Here is a 13066-nt window from a genome sequence, read left to right as displayed (position 1 = left end):
TTACTTCTTCATCTGCTCTTTCAGGGCCGCGAGCTTTGCGAAAGGTGAATCCGGATCAATTGGTTTCTCCTTGCGCGCAGGCTTGGCCTCGAACCGAGCGGGCTGCGGCGCTTTGCCGCGGTCACCACGCTCCGGACGGTCTCCCCGACCGCGATCAGGACGACCCTCCTGGCGATCACCGCGATGGTTGGGTCTGCCACCATCACGATGAGAGCCACCGTCCCGGTTCGGACGTCCGCCCTGCTCGGTGCGCTCGCCTCTTTCGCGGTTGTCACGATTGTCGCGACGACCTTCGCCCTGACGTGGGGCATTGTTTGGTGCGCGGCGCTCGCCCTGCGGACGCTGTCCGCCACGCTGATTTTCCGCACGGCCACCGCCGGGACGCCAGAGAAGGACAGGCTTCGGCTCTTCAGCTACGGCAGGTTCACCCGCAGTCGCTTCGGCAGCAACTTCAGGTGCGACAGGCATTTCGCCAGCCTGTTCCTGCGGCGCTGGATCTGCATCAACTCCTGAATCAGCGGTTTCAGCCGCATCAGAGGCTGGCGCAACTGACGAAGGCTGCTGGCTGGCCAGAAACGCTTGCGCCTCCTCTGCACTCACTGCATCGGCGCGATAGCCCAGGCCTTTGAGAATCTCTTCCATGTCATCAGGCGTCGCGCCCAGAATGGAAAGCATGGCGGTTGTCGTGACAAAACGACGTCCATCGTAGGCGCCGTCAGGACGCGCGCTGGAACCCGGCTTCCATTGCAAGAGCGGACGGATGAGATCAGCCAGACGCTCGAGGATATCGACACGCACGGCGCGCTTGCCAAGGAAGCGAAAGCCCGCAAGCTTGTAGAAGCTACGCTCGAAAGAGGGGTCGGTGACAACCGAGGTGCGGCCCGCCGCAAGTGCCGGTATCAGATCGCCATAACCCGGCTTGTCCAGACCGTCGTGCTTCAGCGCCCAAAGGAGCGTGATCAGTTCCGCCGGGGCCGGCTTCAACAGAAGCGGCATGAAGATATGGTAGGCGCCGAAGCGGATGCCGTAGCGGCGCATCGAAGCGCGCGCATCCTGATCCAGCGACTTTACCTCATCGGCCACATCGCGCCGGAACATCAGGCCGAGATTCTCGACCAACTGAAACGCCAGACCCTTTGCCAGACCCTGGAGGTCTTCGGCGCGAGACAGATCGTCCAACGGCTTCAGAACCGTTGCAATGTGATGGTTGACGAAGCGCTCAAGGCGCGCCGCCACATGATCGCGTGCATTGCCGGTCAACTGCTCGTCGGAAAGCAGGATAAGGCGCGGATGCATGATGTGGTCGCCTGCCGCGAGCTTTGCGACCGGCTCACCCAGCCAGCGAACGAAGCCGTCCGACCCGAGCGCCAGATCACCATTGCCGCACGCGTAGAGACGCGCGGCGCGCGCCTCGAATTCGAGCGCCAGCGCCTTCTGGGCTGCCCCCTGCACGGCTTTCGCATCTGGCCCCTCGGTACCCGCTATCGGGGTAAACCGGAAACCGGCGAGTTGACCGACGTGATGTCCCTCTACGAAGACATCTCCATTCACACTGATTTCAGCTTCCAGCATCGCATTCTCTCTCAGGCGCTTCATGAGCACAGATGTCCTGCGATCAACAAAGCGTTTCGTCAACCTTTCATGCAGCGCGTCCGACAACCTGTCCTCGATTTCCCGAGTCTTTTCTTGCCAGTGTGTCGGATGCGCAAGCCACCCCGGCCGGTTGGATACATAAGTCCACGTTCGAATTTGTGCGATTCGCGCGGAAAGCGTATCGATCTCGCCATCCGTCCGGTCGGCGCGCTGCACCTGTTCGGCCATGAAATCTTCATTCACCCAGCCGATTCGCACCAGATCTGAAAAAATCGTCGAAATCAGGTCCGCATGCTGGGCAGGCGTAATTCGTCGGTAGTCCGGGAGCGCACAGGCATCCCACAATTTTTCGACTCGCTCCGGACTTGTGGTCATATCAATGACCTCCGGATAGCGCGAAAGATAATCCAGCGCCTGACTGTCCGTTGCCGGAAGCGCACGGGTCAACCCTTGGATGACAGGTGCCACATCGAGGCTTGCCCGCAAATCTCTCAATGAGGAGAAATCGAGCACCTTTGAACGCCACTGCAGAACCTTCACGGGATCGAACTGATGGGTCTCGATTCGCTCGACCAACTCGTCATCGAACGGCTGGACCTGACCCGTCACGCCAAACGTACCGTCCTTTAGATGCCGTCCCGCACGCCCGGCGATCTGGCCGAGTTCGCCCGGGTTGAGATTGCGAAACTGATAGCCGTCGAACTTGCGATCCTGTGCAAAGGCCACGTGGTCGACATCGAGGTTGAGGCCCATGCCGATCGCATCGGTTGCAACCAGATATTCCACATCCCCGGACTGGTAGAGCCCTACCTGCGCATTGCGGGTACGAGGGCTGAGCGCACCCAGAACAACGGCGGCACCGCCCCGCTGGCGTCGGATGAGCTCAGCAATGGCATAGACCTCATCAGCCGAGAAGGCGACAATGGCCGAGCGTTGCGGCAGGCGGGTAATCTTCTTCTGCCCCGCATAGAACAGCTGGGAAAGGCGCGGGCGTTCGATCACCGTCAGACCTGGAAGCAACCGCTCCAGGATCGGGCGCATGGTACCGGCTCCCAGCAGCAACGTCTCCTCCCGTCCTCGCAGGTGCAGAATGCGGTCGGTGAAGATGTGGCCGCGCTCCAGATCGCCTGCCAGTTGCACTTCATCGATGGCAACAAATGCCGACTTTGTTTCGCGCGGCATGGCCTCGACGGTACAAACGGAAAAGCGGGCATTGGGTGGGCTGATCTTTTCTTCGCCCGTGACAAGCGCCACATGGGTCGGTCCCACTTTCTCGACCAGCCTTGTATAGACCTCGCGCGCGAGAAGTCGCAGAGGAAGTCCGATGACCCCGGAGCCATGCGCCACCATTCGCTCGATCGCATAATGCGTCTTGCCGGTGTTCGTCGGGCCGAGGACCGCAGTTACACCGCGACCGCTCAAGATCATGGGGGCTTGTGAATTCAAAGCCTGTCTTCCGCACAATTACTGTCACCACCTTCGCGGGCGGTCGAACCACACATGGCGACTGCGTCCGCGAATGGCAAGCAGAAATGCCGGAGAAGACAAATTAATCGTCAATGGGTATCAACCAGCAAGAGCCATCGCCGCCGCTCGCGCTGATTCAATCGCCATCATCCGGTAGGAGGATCGAGAACACAGACAATTGAACAAAGCGGCCGAATCGTGAGGCAAGCCTGGAACCAAAAGTGAGCCAAGCCGTTACCGCCGCACGACGATCCGTCGCCCGCATTTCAGTATCGGAGGCCAAAAATGCTCGGCACTATTCTTCTTGTGATCTTGATCCTTCTCTTGATCGGTGCCCTGCCAAACTGGGGCCACAGCCGCAATTGGGGCTATGGTCCATCGGGTGGGTTGGGCCTCGTTGTACTCATCATCATCATCCTGCTTCTTATGGGCAGGATCTAATCAAGAACATCGCAAGGTTTAACAGGGAAGGAACCAGGACATGAAAAAGATACTTACCGCCGCAGCATTGGTCGGCATGCTTGCATCCTGCACGGCGACAGAACGCGGAACGGCTATTGGTGCCGGCACCGGCGCAGTCATCGGCGGTGCTGTAACCAACAGCTGGGGCGGCGCAGCCGTCGGCGCAGTCGGTGGCGGTCTTGTTGGCGCTGCCATCGGTCAATCGCAGGAACGTCGCGGTTACTGCATCTATCGTGACCGCTACGGTCGCAACTACGAAGCGCGTTGCCGCTAATTATCTGTCATTCCGACGAAGAAAAAAGGTCGGAGCACTAAGTGTTTAGCCCCGGCCTTTTTTTCACGACAAGCAAAATGCTCGGCGCAGGGCGCTCAACTGCTCTGCAGTACAGTCGCTTTCCGCTTCTTCTCGGGAAGAAGGCAAATCCTGATATGTTGGCAATTGGTCAAACTGCGAAGCAGTGAGATCAACACGTTGCCCGTCGATGCAGTTGTAGAAATGCGGCCCAACAGCCGTGTGTGTTTTTACGATAGCTCCACCCAGAAGCTCCTGCGCCAGAAGCGCAGTAACGCCGCATTGGCCACGCGCAGGATTTTCCGGCGACCAAAGTGATGAGGTTTCTCGTGACCAGGCTTGAACGAGCGCCGCCGCTAAATCGTCGACGCTCGTCCTTTCAGTCCCATCACGAAAAATACTGGCCACCATTGGCAGAGATCGTCGAGCCGGTGATGTAGCCAGCCTCGTCTGAAGCGAGGAACACTACGCAGCGAGCGATTTCCTCCGGCTGGCCAAGACGCCCGACCGGGATCTGCGGCAGAATGCGCTCGTTCATCACCTTTTCCGGAACCGCCATGACCATTTCAGTCGCGATATAGCCGGGGCAGATCGCGTTGACGGTAATGTTTTTCGCAGCCCCCTCCTGCGCAAGCGCCTTGGTGAAGCCGAGGTCGCCCGCCTTTGCTGCGGAATAGTTCGCCTGTCCCATCTGGCCCTTCTGCCCATTGATGGAGGAAATATTGATGATGCGGCCGAAGCCGCGGTCTCGCATACCCGACCAGACCGGATGGGTCATATTGAAGAGACCGGTCAGATTGGTGTTGATGACTTCATTCCATTGAGCCGGGCTCATTTTATGGAACATGGCGTCACGCGTGATGCCGGCATTGTTGACCAGCACATCGACCGGTCCAAGCTCCGCTTCTACCCGAGCAACGCCATCCACGCATGCCTCGTAAGATGACACGTCCCACTTAAAGACGGGAATGCCTGTCACATCCCGGAATGCGTTCGCTTTTTCTTCGTTACCGGCGTAATTCGCTGCGACCTTGTAGCCCGCCGTTTTCAAAGCCAGCGCGATCGCTGCTCCAATGCCACGCGTTCCGCCCGATACCAATGCTACTCTCGACATGAAGTTCCCCCCGAAAAGGCATGCCGCGCATTTGTGTTCAGCTCAAATACGATCACGGCATGCGACACAAATTTTGAAGCGCATCGCCTAAAGCGACGACGCGCTTCATTTTCACACGCCAGCCCTTCTATGTGGCCGGAAACACAATCATCACATGGCCTCGAAGCACATGGCGACGCCCATTCCGCCGCCAATGCACAGTGTTGCAAGACCTTTCTTGGCGCCACGACGCTTCATTTCAAACAGAAGCGTATTCATGACGCGTGCACCGGAAGCACCCACCGGATGTCCGATGGCAATCGCGCCGCCGTTCACGTTTACGATCGACGGATCCCAGCCCATATCCTTGTTGACGGCGCAGGCCTGCGCAGCAAATGCTTCGTTTGCCTCCACCAGGTCCAGATCCTTGACCGACCAGCCAGCCTTTTCCAGCGCTCGCCGCGATGCCGGGATAGGTCCCGTTCCCATGATTTGCGGATCAACGCCCGCCGTTGCCCAGGAAACGATGCGCGCCAACGGGACGAGGCCGCGGCGCACGGCTTCTTCCTCGGTCATGAGCAGTGCCACGGCAGCGCCGTCATTGATGCCAGACGCATTGCCAGCGGTAACAGTTCCTTCCTTGTCGAAAGCAGGACGCAGCTTGGTCATGCTTTCAAGCGTGGCGCCGGCGCGGATATATTCATCGGCATCGACCGTGACATCACCCTTGCGGCCCTTGACCACGAAAGGCGTGATCTCGTCCACGAAACGGCCAGCCTTCTGTGCAGCTTCGGCCTTGTTCTGCGAGGCGAGCGCGAACTGATCCTGCTCATCGCGAGAAAGCTGCCACTGACGTGCCACGTTCTCGGCCGTGATGCCCATGTGATAGCCGTAGAAGGCATCCGTCAGGCCATCCTTGATCATGGTGTCGATCATTTTCATGTCGCCCATCTTGGTGCCGTTTCGCAGATGTGCGCAGTGCGGGGCCATGGACATCGATTCCTGACCGCCGGCGACGATGATCTTCGCATCACCCTGTGCGATCTGCTGCATGCCCAGTGCAACGGCGCGCAAACCCGAGCCGCAGAGCTGATTCATGCCCCAGGCGGTCTTTTCCTGAGGAATTCCTGCCTTTATCGCAGCCTGACGCGCTGGATTCTGCCCTTCGCCAGCCGTGAGAATTTGTCCGAGAATTACCTCATCGACCTCGGCGGCTTCAACCCTGGCGCGTTCCAGTGCCGCCTTGATAGCCGCCGCACCCAGCTCATGGGCGGGCGTGTTGGCGAATGACCCGTTGAATGAACCGACGGCGGTGCGCGCCGCAGACGCAATAACGATGGATGGCTGACTCATGGGTGTTCCTCCGAAAATCCCTGATTGGTTGCGGTGGAGACTGGCAAAGCTTGAGCCACAAGTCAAAGGGGACCTTCGATGGATTTCACATGGCACCTGTCAAAACTTTGCATGCCGGGATTCAACCTAGAGGGCGAATCATCCAAAGCTCTCGCATCGCACAAATCCATTGTCAGCGCGGTTTATTTAAGCGTAGTGTTGCCGCGGGAGCGAAATACAAAATTCCATATTGACGGGATCAGGAGAGAAATATGGCCAAGACGGATGGTGAAGTTGTCATAAAAAAATATGCCAACCGCCGGCTCTATAACACAGGCACCAGCACCTACGTGACGCTGGAAGATCTTGCGCAGATGGTCAAGCGCGGCGAGGATTTCACGGTACAGGACGCCAAGAGCGGCGAGGACATCACCCATTCCGTTCTGACACAGATTATCTTCGAGCAGGAATCGAAGACCGGAAACACACTGTTGCCGATTTCATTCCTCCGCCAGCTGATCTCCTATTACGGCGACCAGATGCAGATGGTTGTACCTACGTTCCTCGAACACTCGATGAAGACCTTCGCCGATCAGCAAACGCAGATGCGTGAACAGATGACGCGCGCTTTCGGCGAAACGCCGCTGACAAAGAATCTCCAGGCTCCAATGCAGCTGATGGAAGAGCAAGTTCGGCGAAACACGGAAATGTTCCGCCAGGCCATGCAGATGTTCTCACCCTTTGGTGCGACGCCTCAGCCCGCGCCCGAAGCGACGAAGAAGAGCGCGGATCCGCGCGACATAGACGATCTGAAAGAGCAGCTGCGCACCTTGCAGAACCGGCTGGACAGCTTCGGCTCCTGAGCCAAGGCTGCACGAGATCCATCAGGCTGGCGAACGGGAGCCTCATGGCTCCCGGACCGCTCTCGCGAAAAGACCGGGCGACAGCTCTCAGAGGCGAAGCCTTAAGCGACGATCACGACCGCCCCCGATCGCATTTATAATTTTCCAACGCACAAAACAGAAAAGGCCGGCAGAACGCCAGCCTTTCAGCATCAGAACGATGAAAAACGCTTATGCGCTTTCCTTCGGCGTCAGAACCTGACGACCACGATACATACCGGTCTTCAGGTCGATATGGTGCGGACGACGCAGTTCGCCGGAGTTCTTGTCTTCGACATAGGTCGGGTTCTTCAGGGCGTCAGCCGAACGGCGCATACCGCGCTTGGACGGGCTCACTTTTCTCTTCGGTACTGCCATTCTCGTTACTCCAAATAGGCGTGCAAAGCGTGGTCTGCGGCCGGTATCGACCGTGAAAGACTAGCTTCGATCTCGGAAATTTGCGGCGCTTATACATGCCGGAACAGGCTTTGACCAGTCCCCACAGGGATTTTTTCGAGTCAATTCAGACCCGGAAGGCAAATCAGGCTTCATCCGCCGGAACGATCCAGGGTTCGGCCAAGGCCGCCTCCTTCCATTCGATCCATGCCGGATGCGCCTGCATGGCAGCCATATAGGATCTGGTGTCGTCGTCAACCGCTATATCATAGACATCCAGCCGGTTGATCACCGGCGCAAACATCGCATCCGCACCGCTGAACGCACCGAACAGAAATGGTCCGCCGGAGCGATGCCGCATCGTCTTCCAGATCTCCGTGATCCGCGCCACATCCGCCGCGACACCCTCCGGCAGATCGATAGCCCTCTTCTCGCGACGCATGTTCATGGGGCAGGCGCCACGCAGGGCACGGAAGCCGGAAAGCATTTCCATGGAAATGGATCGGGCCAGCGCCCGGTCAGCAGGATCGTAAGGCCAGACACCCGAATCCGGATAAAGTTCGGCCACATATTCGATGATCGAAAGCGACTCCCATATATGCAGGCTGCCATGCTTCAAAACCGGCACTCTGCCCGTGGGAGAAAACTCGCGAAATTTCGGGTTTCCGCCGCTGTCATCGAATTGCGTCAGAACCTCTTCGAAGGGAATGCCTGCCGCTTTCATGGCAATCCATGGACGAAGGGACCAAGAAGAGTAATTCTTGTTGGCGATATAAAGTACGAGCCCATCCATGCATTGATCTCCACTGGTTTTCCGTAAGCCTACAGGCAGTGATCCGCTGGCTCCAACGAGAAATTGTGCGATCAACTATAAACGCAGGTTATGTAAGCACCAGCTCCTTGCGCACGCCGTTCGATAACGCCAGCCAATCGCTGCATTCCCCGTCCGGGCTTACTGGCCACGCGGGTGATCGGATTGGGCAGCGCAACAGCAAGCAAGCTTGCCTGACGCCTTGTCAATTTCGAGGCAGGCACCTTGAAATGGTGTCGCGAGGCAGCCTCGATCCCGTAGATGCCGGGGCCCCATTCGGCGACATTGAGATAGATTTCCATCATGCGCCGCTTCGACCAGACAAGATCTGCCCACATGGCAAGCGGCAGTTCCAGGCCCTTCCGAACGAAGCTTCGGCCATTCCACAGAAACAGGTTCTTTGCCGTCTGCATGGGAATGGTGCTTGCGCCACGCGTCGCCTCGCCCTCCAGTGCATCCTGAACGACCCCGCGCATCTGCACCCAATCGACGCCTCCGTGAGCGCAGAACTGGCCGTCTTCGGACATCATGACCGAACGCACCAGCGTTGGAGAAATGTTCTCGAACGACACCCACTGCCGGTCATAGCCCCTGAACAGGGCAAGATCGGCCAGCATCAAGGTTGAAACAGGGCGCACGAATGGGAGCGCGTAGAGGAGGACCAGAACATAAGGCAGCAGAAGAAATGCGCCCAGGAACTTGGCGGCGAACAGCAGCCTTTCCCTGATCCGCCAGTCGGGCTTTGGGCTCGCCATGGGCGGTGCCTCGTCCTCTTCGGATTGCTGCTGGTCGGAGGAAACGTCCAACATCCCTACTCGTTTTAGCCATTCCTGTTGCGTTCATACCGGCACCGCGCATCGAAAGCGAGTGGCAGTGCCGCTTACTCAAGGCTTTTCGCAAAACCTCGTTGCCTCCGCCCGTCGCTCATGCCAAGGAACCGCCATGAAGACCTTGGACAGCTCCCTTTTCGAAGATCACTTGCGCCAACGCGCGAACGACATGGAACGTCTGCTCTCGGACCTGCTCGACAGCACGGTTCGCGACGACGAGATCGCCCGGCCGAACCATCTGCTGGCGGCGATGCGCCACGGCACGCTGAATGGCGGCAAACGGCTCCGGCCCTTTCTGGTGCAGGAGAGCGCGCTGTTGTTTGGTGGCGATCTGGAGGCAGCTTCGCGCGTCGGTGCGGCCCTTGAATGCCTGCACAGCTATTCGCTTATCCATGACGACCTGCCCGCCATGGATGATGACGACCTGCGTCGCGGCCAGCCGACCGTTCACAAGGCCTTCGACGAGGCAACCGCTATTCTGGCAGGTGACAGTCTCCTGACCTATGCTTTTGATATCATCGCCGCACCGGAGACCGATCTTGCTCCTGATCGCAAGGTCAATCTCGTGCTGGCGCTTTCCCGTGCGGCAGGCATTGGCGGCATGGCGGGCGGACAGGCGCTCGATCTGGCAGCAGAAACCACGGCACCGGACGAAGATGGTGTCGTCACCCTTCAGGCCATGAAGACGGGCGCGCTCCTGCGCTTTGCCTGTGAAGCGGGCGCCATCATGGCCGGCGCTTCCCCCGAAGATCGGGCCCGTCTGAGACGCTTCGGAGAGATCATCGGCCTTGCCTTCCAGATTGCCGATGACGTGCTGGATATAACCTCCGATGCCGCCACCATGGGCAAGGCAACGGGCAAGGATGCTGACCGTGGCAAGGCAACGCTCGTGGCTAGACGGGGCATCGCCTGGGCCGAACAGCGGCTTGACCAGCTGGTGGCCGAAGCAATTTCGCTCCTCGAAATCTATGGCGAAAAAGCGCAGGTTCTGGTTGCTGCTGCCCGGTTTGTTGCCAATCGCAAGAACTGAGCCGCACCGGCATCAGTTTTGGTGATGGATTGCTTCACACTTTGTCGCGTGACTTTCGACCGGGTTCAGTCGCACTGTCGCGACACAATCGAACCGGAAGCTTCTCATGACCGAATTGATGCAGCATTGGCCGCAACTGGTGGCAGCCTACAGCCTCTATCTTGTAGCAGTCATTACCCCCGGCCCTGCCAATCTGGCCATTATCGGCACAGCCATGAATGAGGGCCGAAAGCGCGCCATTGTCATAGCACTCGGCATCTTTACCGGCTCATTCACCTGGGCCATGGCCGCGGCCCTTGGGCTCGCCGCGGTTTTGACCCGTTACGGCGAAGTGCTACAGATCCTGAAGGTGGTTGGCGGACTTTACATGCTGTATCTGGCCTTCAAGGCAGCAAGAAGCCTCGGTCGCGTTTCTTCCAGCACGGAGCTGGAGAGCAAGATCCGGGAAAAGAAGCTCTCACGGATCTATCTCACCGGCTATGCCATCCATTTGACCAATCCAAAGGCCATCTTCGGCTGGCTGGCAACGATTTCCCTTGGTCTGCCGCCCGGCGCATCCGCCGGTTCGGTCGTACTGGTGGTCTGCGGCTGCCTGCTCACGGGCTTCACGGTCTTCATGTCCTACGCCTTCCTGTTCTCAACGGAACGCGCGGCGAGCCTTTACCGCAGTGCGCGTCGCCCTCTCGATGCGCTGATGGCGCTCGCCTTCGGCGCCGCTGGCGTCAAGATGATCTCCAGCGCCCTCTGACAGAGGAAAGGCATGAAAAAGGCGCCATTGGAAAACGACGCCCTTTGCCTGAAAAAGCCTCAGACCGATCAGCCGGCCGTGATCGGTGCGATCTGGATTTCCACGCGGCGGTTCTGCGCGCGGCCATTCGGTGTTGCGTTAGAGGCAACCGGCTGCGACGGGCCGAAGCCAAGCGTCGACATGCGGCGTTGATCCACACCCCGGCCACCGAGATAATTGGCGACGGACGCAGCGCGGCGCTCGGAGAGCTCCTGATTGTGGGCTGCACTTCCGGTGGAATCCGTATGGCCGTTCACGTCGATCAGCGTGCGATTGAACTTGTTGAGAACAAGCGCGACGGAATCGAGCGTCGGATAGAAGCCCGGCAGGACCTGATCCTGATCCGTCGGGAAGGTGATGTTGGACGGCATGTTGAGAATGATACGGTCGCCAACGCGGGTCACGGAAATGCCGGTCCCCTGCAACTGTGCGCGCAGTTCCGATTCCTGCTGGTCCATGTAGTTGCCGATAGCGCCGCCTGCGAGCGCCCCGACGCCTGCACCAATGAGTGCCGCATTGCGGCGACCGACCGGCGAATTGCCGACAGCTAGACCGGCAAGCGCACCGAGGCCCGCACCGATGGCAGCGCCACCTGCCGTATTGGAAACCTTTTGCTGGCCCGTATAGGGATCAGTCGTCGTGCAGGCGGAAAGATAGGTCGCGCAGGTAGCGACAATAATGATTTTCTTGAGCATGGAATCGTCTGTCCCCGTCGTGATGGAGGCGATTCCTTTACCATGAATTGCGGCAAGAACGAGGAGGTCCCTTACTCCTTGCCCGAAATTCATTCCGCTGCTGTTTTGTGACCGAACCGCTTCTCGATGTAATCGATGACAAGGGCTTCGAATTCCGAGGCGATGTTAGGGCCACGTAAGGTCAGCGCCTTTTGCCCATCGATGAAGACGGGTGCGGCAGGTGTCTCACCTGTACCGGGAAGCGAAATGCCGATATCAGCATGCTTGCTTTCGCCCGGACCATTGACGATGCAGCCCATGACCGCGACGTTAAGACCTTCTACGCCCGGATATTTCTCACGCCAGACCGGCATGTTCTTGCGGATATCGTCCTGAATTTTTTGGGCGAGTTCCTGAAATACCGTCGATGTGGTGCGCCCGCAGCCGGGACAGGCGGCGACCACCGGCACGAACTGACGAAAGCCCATGACCTGCAGAAGCTCCTGCGCCACCTGCACTTCGCGCGTACGGTCGCCGTTTGGCTCCGGCGTGAGAGATACACGGATCGTGTCGCCGATGCCGTGCTGCAGTACATAGCCCATGGCGGCGGAAGAGGCGACGATACCCTTGGTGCCCATGCCCGCTTCGGTCAGCCCAAGATGCAGAGCATGGTCGGAGCGGTCGGCCAGCATGCCATAGACGGCGATCAGATCCTGAACCTGGCTGACCTTGGCGGAGAGAATGATGCGGTTGCGCGGCAGGCCGATCTCTTCCGCCAACTGCGCAGACAGAAGAGCCGACTGGCAGATGGCCTCATGCATAACTTCACGTGCCGAAAGCGGCGAGCCCTTGGCCTGGTTCTCATCCATCAGTCGGGTCAAGAGCTCCTGATCGAGCGAGCCCCAGTTGACGCCGATGCGCACCGGCTTGTCGTAGCGGATCGCCATCTCGATGATGTCGGCGAACTGCTTGTCCTTCTTGTCCTTGAAGCCGACATTGCCCGGATTGATGCGGTATTTTGCCAATGCCTCGGCACAGGCCGGGTGATCGCTCAGCAGCTTGTGTCCGATATAGTGGAAGTCTCCCACCAGCGGCACATCCATACCGAGCCGCAAAAGACGCTCGCGGATCTTCGGCACAGCCGCCGCACTCTCATCGCGATCGACCGTGATGCGTACGATCTCGGAACCCGCTCGAAACAGCGCAGCCACCTGAGCCACGGTGGAATCGACATCCGCCGTATCCGTGTTCGTCATCGATTGGACCACGACGGGCGAACCACCTCCCACAATGACGCCGCCCACATCAACAGCGACGGAAGCGCGGCGTGGTTTGGGATCATAAGGGGAAGACATGGAGTTCACCTTTGCCAGAAAAAGTGCCCTTCAGGTGGATCATGCGCGGGTGCTTGTCAACAC

Annotated in this window: 14 protein-coding genes; 5 read left to right on the top strand and 9 right to left on the bottom strand. The window is 58.8% G+C overall.

Annotated elements, in window-relative coordinates; translation table 11 throughout:
- Positions 1–3021, bottom strand: coding sequence for a helicase-related protein (locus tag E8M78_RS20520; protein WP_137136877.1), 3021 nt, complete (start codon positions 3019–3021; stop codon positions 1–3).
- A 324-nt stretch (positions 3022–3345) separates the two neighbouring features.
- Here E8M78_RS20520 and E8M78_RS20515 point away from each other — a divergent pair, with 324 nt between their 5' ends.
- The gene (locus E8M78_RS20515; RefSeq protein WP_082547286.1) at positions 3346–3501 is read left to right on the top strand and encodes a DUF3309 family protein; all 156 of its coding nucleotides are present in this window, start codon (positions 3346–3348) and stop codon (positions 3499–3501) included.
- A gap of 40 nt (positions 3502–3541) precedes the next feature.
- On the top strand, positions 3542–3796 hold the full coding sequence (locus tag E8M78_RS20510; protein ID WP_137136814.1) for a glycine zipper domain-containing protein: 255 nt from the start codon (positions 3542–3544) through the stop codon (positions 3794–3796).
- Between the two features lie 63 nt (positions 3797–3859).
- On the opposite strand, the gene E8M78_RS20505 is transcribed toward E8M78_RS20510, so the two are convergent.
- The 3 genes from E8M78_RS20505 to E8M78_RS20495 all read right to left on the bottom strand — a co-directional run bounded on the left by E8M78_RS20505 (position 3860) and on the right by E8M78_RS20495 (position 6260).
- Positions 3860–4225, bottom strand: a complete 366-nt coding sequence (locus tag E8M78_RS20505) for a hypothetical protein (RefSeq protein ID WP_205910274.1) — start codon at positions 4223–4225, stop codon at positions 3860–3862.
- On the bottom strand, positions 4203–4928 hold the full coding sequence (locus E8M78_RS20500; RefSeq protein WP_137136813.1) for a beta-ketoacyl-ACP reductase: 726 nt from the start codon (positions 4926–4928) through the stop codon (positions 4203–4205). The genes E8M78_RS20505 and E8M78_RS20500 overlap by 23 nt, the downstream gene beginning before the upstream one ends.
- Positions 4929–5078: 150 nt before the next feature.
- Positions 5079–6260, bottom strand: a complete 1182-nt coding sequence (locus E8M78_RS20495; RefSeq protein ID WP_137136812.1) for an acetyl-CoA C-acetyltransferase — start codon at positions 6258–6260, stop codon at positions 5079–5081.
- Between the two features lie 251 nt (positions 6261–6511).
- On the opposite strand from E8M78_RS20495, the gene phaR reads away from it, so the two are divergent.
- Entirely contained in the window at positions 6512–7102 is a 591-nt protein-coding gene (gene phaR, locus E8M78_RS20490) for a polyhydroxyalkanoate synthesis repressor PhaR (RefSeq protein ID WP_137136811.1), read from the top strand.
- 210 nt (positions 7103–7312) lie between these two features.
- Here phaR and rpmF read toward each other — a convergent pair whose 3' ends face one another.
- The 3 genes from rpmF to mtgA all read right to left on the bottom strand — a co-directional run bounded on the left by rpmF (position 7313) and on the right by mtgA (position 9082).
- A complete protein-coding gene (rpmF, locus tag E8M78_RS20485; protein WP_062556221.1) occupies positions 7313–7498 on the bottom strand; it encodes a 50S ribosomal protein L32 in 186 nt (61 codons plus the stop codon).
- Positions 7499–7661: 163 nt separating this feature from the next.
- Complete coding sequence (locus E8M78_RS20480; protein ID WP_137136810.1) at positions 7662–8309, bottom strand: glutathione S-transferase family protein; 648 nt, start codon at positions 8307–8309, stop codon at positions 7662–7664.
- 71 nt (positions 8310–8380) lie between these two features.
- A complete protein-coding gene (gene mtgA / locus E8M78_RS20475) occupies positions 8381–9082 on the bottom strand; it encodes a monofunctional biosynthetic peptidoglycan transglycosylase (RefSeq protein WP_137136875.1) in 702 nt (233 codons plus the stop codon).
- 187 nt (positions 9083–9269) lie between these two features.
- Between mtgA and E8M78_RS20470 the strand changes: the two genes are divergently transcribed.
- Together E8M78_RS20470 and E8M78_RS20465 are read left to right on the top strand one after the other, a co-directional pair.
- Positions 9270–10187: a polyprenyl synthetase family protein gene (locus E8M78_RS20470; protein ID WP_170973497.1), complete on the top strand. Its 918-nt coding sequence runs from the start codon at positions 9270–9272 to the stop codon at positions 10185–10187.
- Positions 10188–10293: 106 nt separating this feature from the next.
- On the top strand, positions 10294–10935 hold the full coding sequence (locus E8M78_RS20465; RefSeq protein ID WP_137136809.1) for a LysE family translocator: 642 nt from the start codon (positions 10294–10296) through the stop codon (positions 10933–10935).
- A 68-nt stretch (positions 10936–11003) separates the two neighbouring features.
- Here E8M78_RS20465 and E8M78_RS20460 read toward each other — a convergent pair whose 3' ends face one another.
- Positions 11004–11669, bottom strand: a complete 666-nt coding sequence (locus E8M78_RS20460) for an OmpA family protein (protein ID WP_137136808.1) — start codon at positions 11667–11669, stop codon at positions 11004–11006.
- Between the two features lie 89 nt (positions 11670–11758).
- Positions 11759–13003, bottom strand: a complete 1245-nt coding sequence (ispG, locus tag E8M78_RS20455) for a flavodoxin-dependent (E)-4-hydroxy-3-methylbut-2-enyl-diphosphate synthase (RefSeq protein ID WP_137136807.1) — start codon at positions 13001–13003, stop codon at positions 11759–11761.
- Positions 13004–13066: the final 63 nt, after the last annotated feature.

It is taken from the genome of Rhizobium sp. FKY42 (genome assembly GCF_005222835.1).
GTDB lineage: Bacteria > Pseudomonadota > Alphaproteobacteria > Rhizobiales > Rhizobiaceae > Neorhizobium.
Note: the sequence above shows the minus strand (reverse complement) of the source record. Positions and strands in the feature narration are given on the sequence as shown.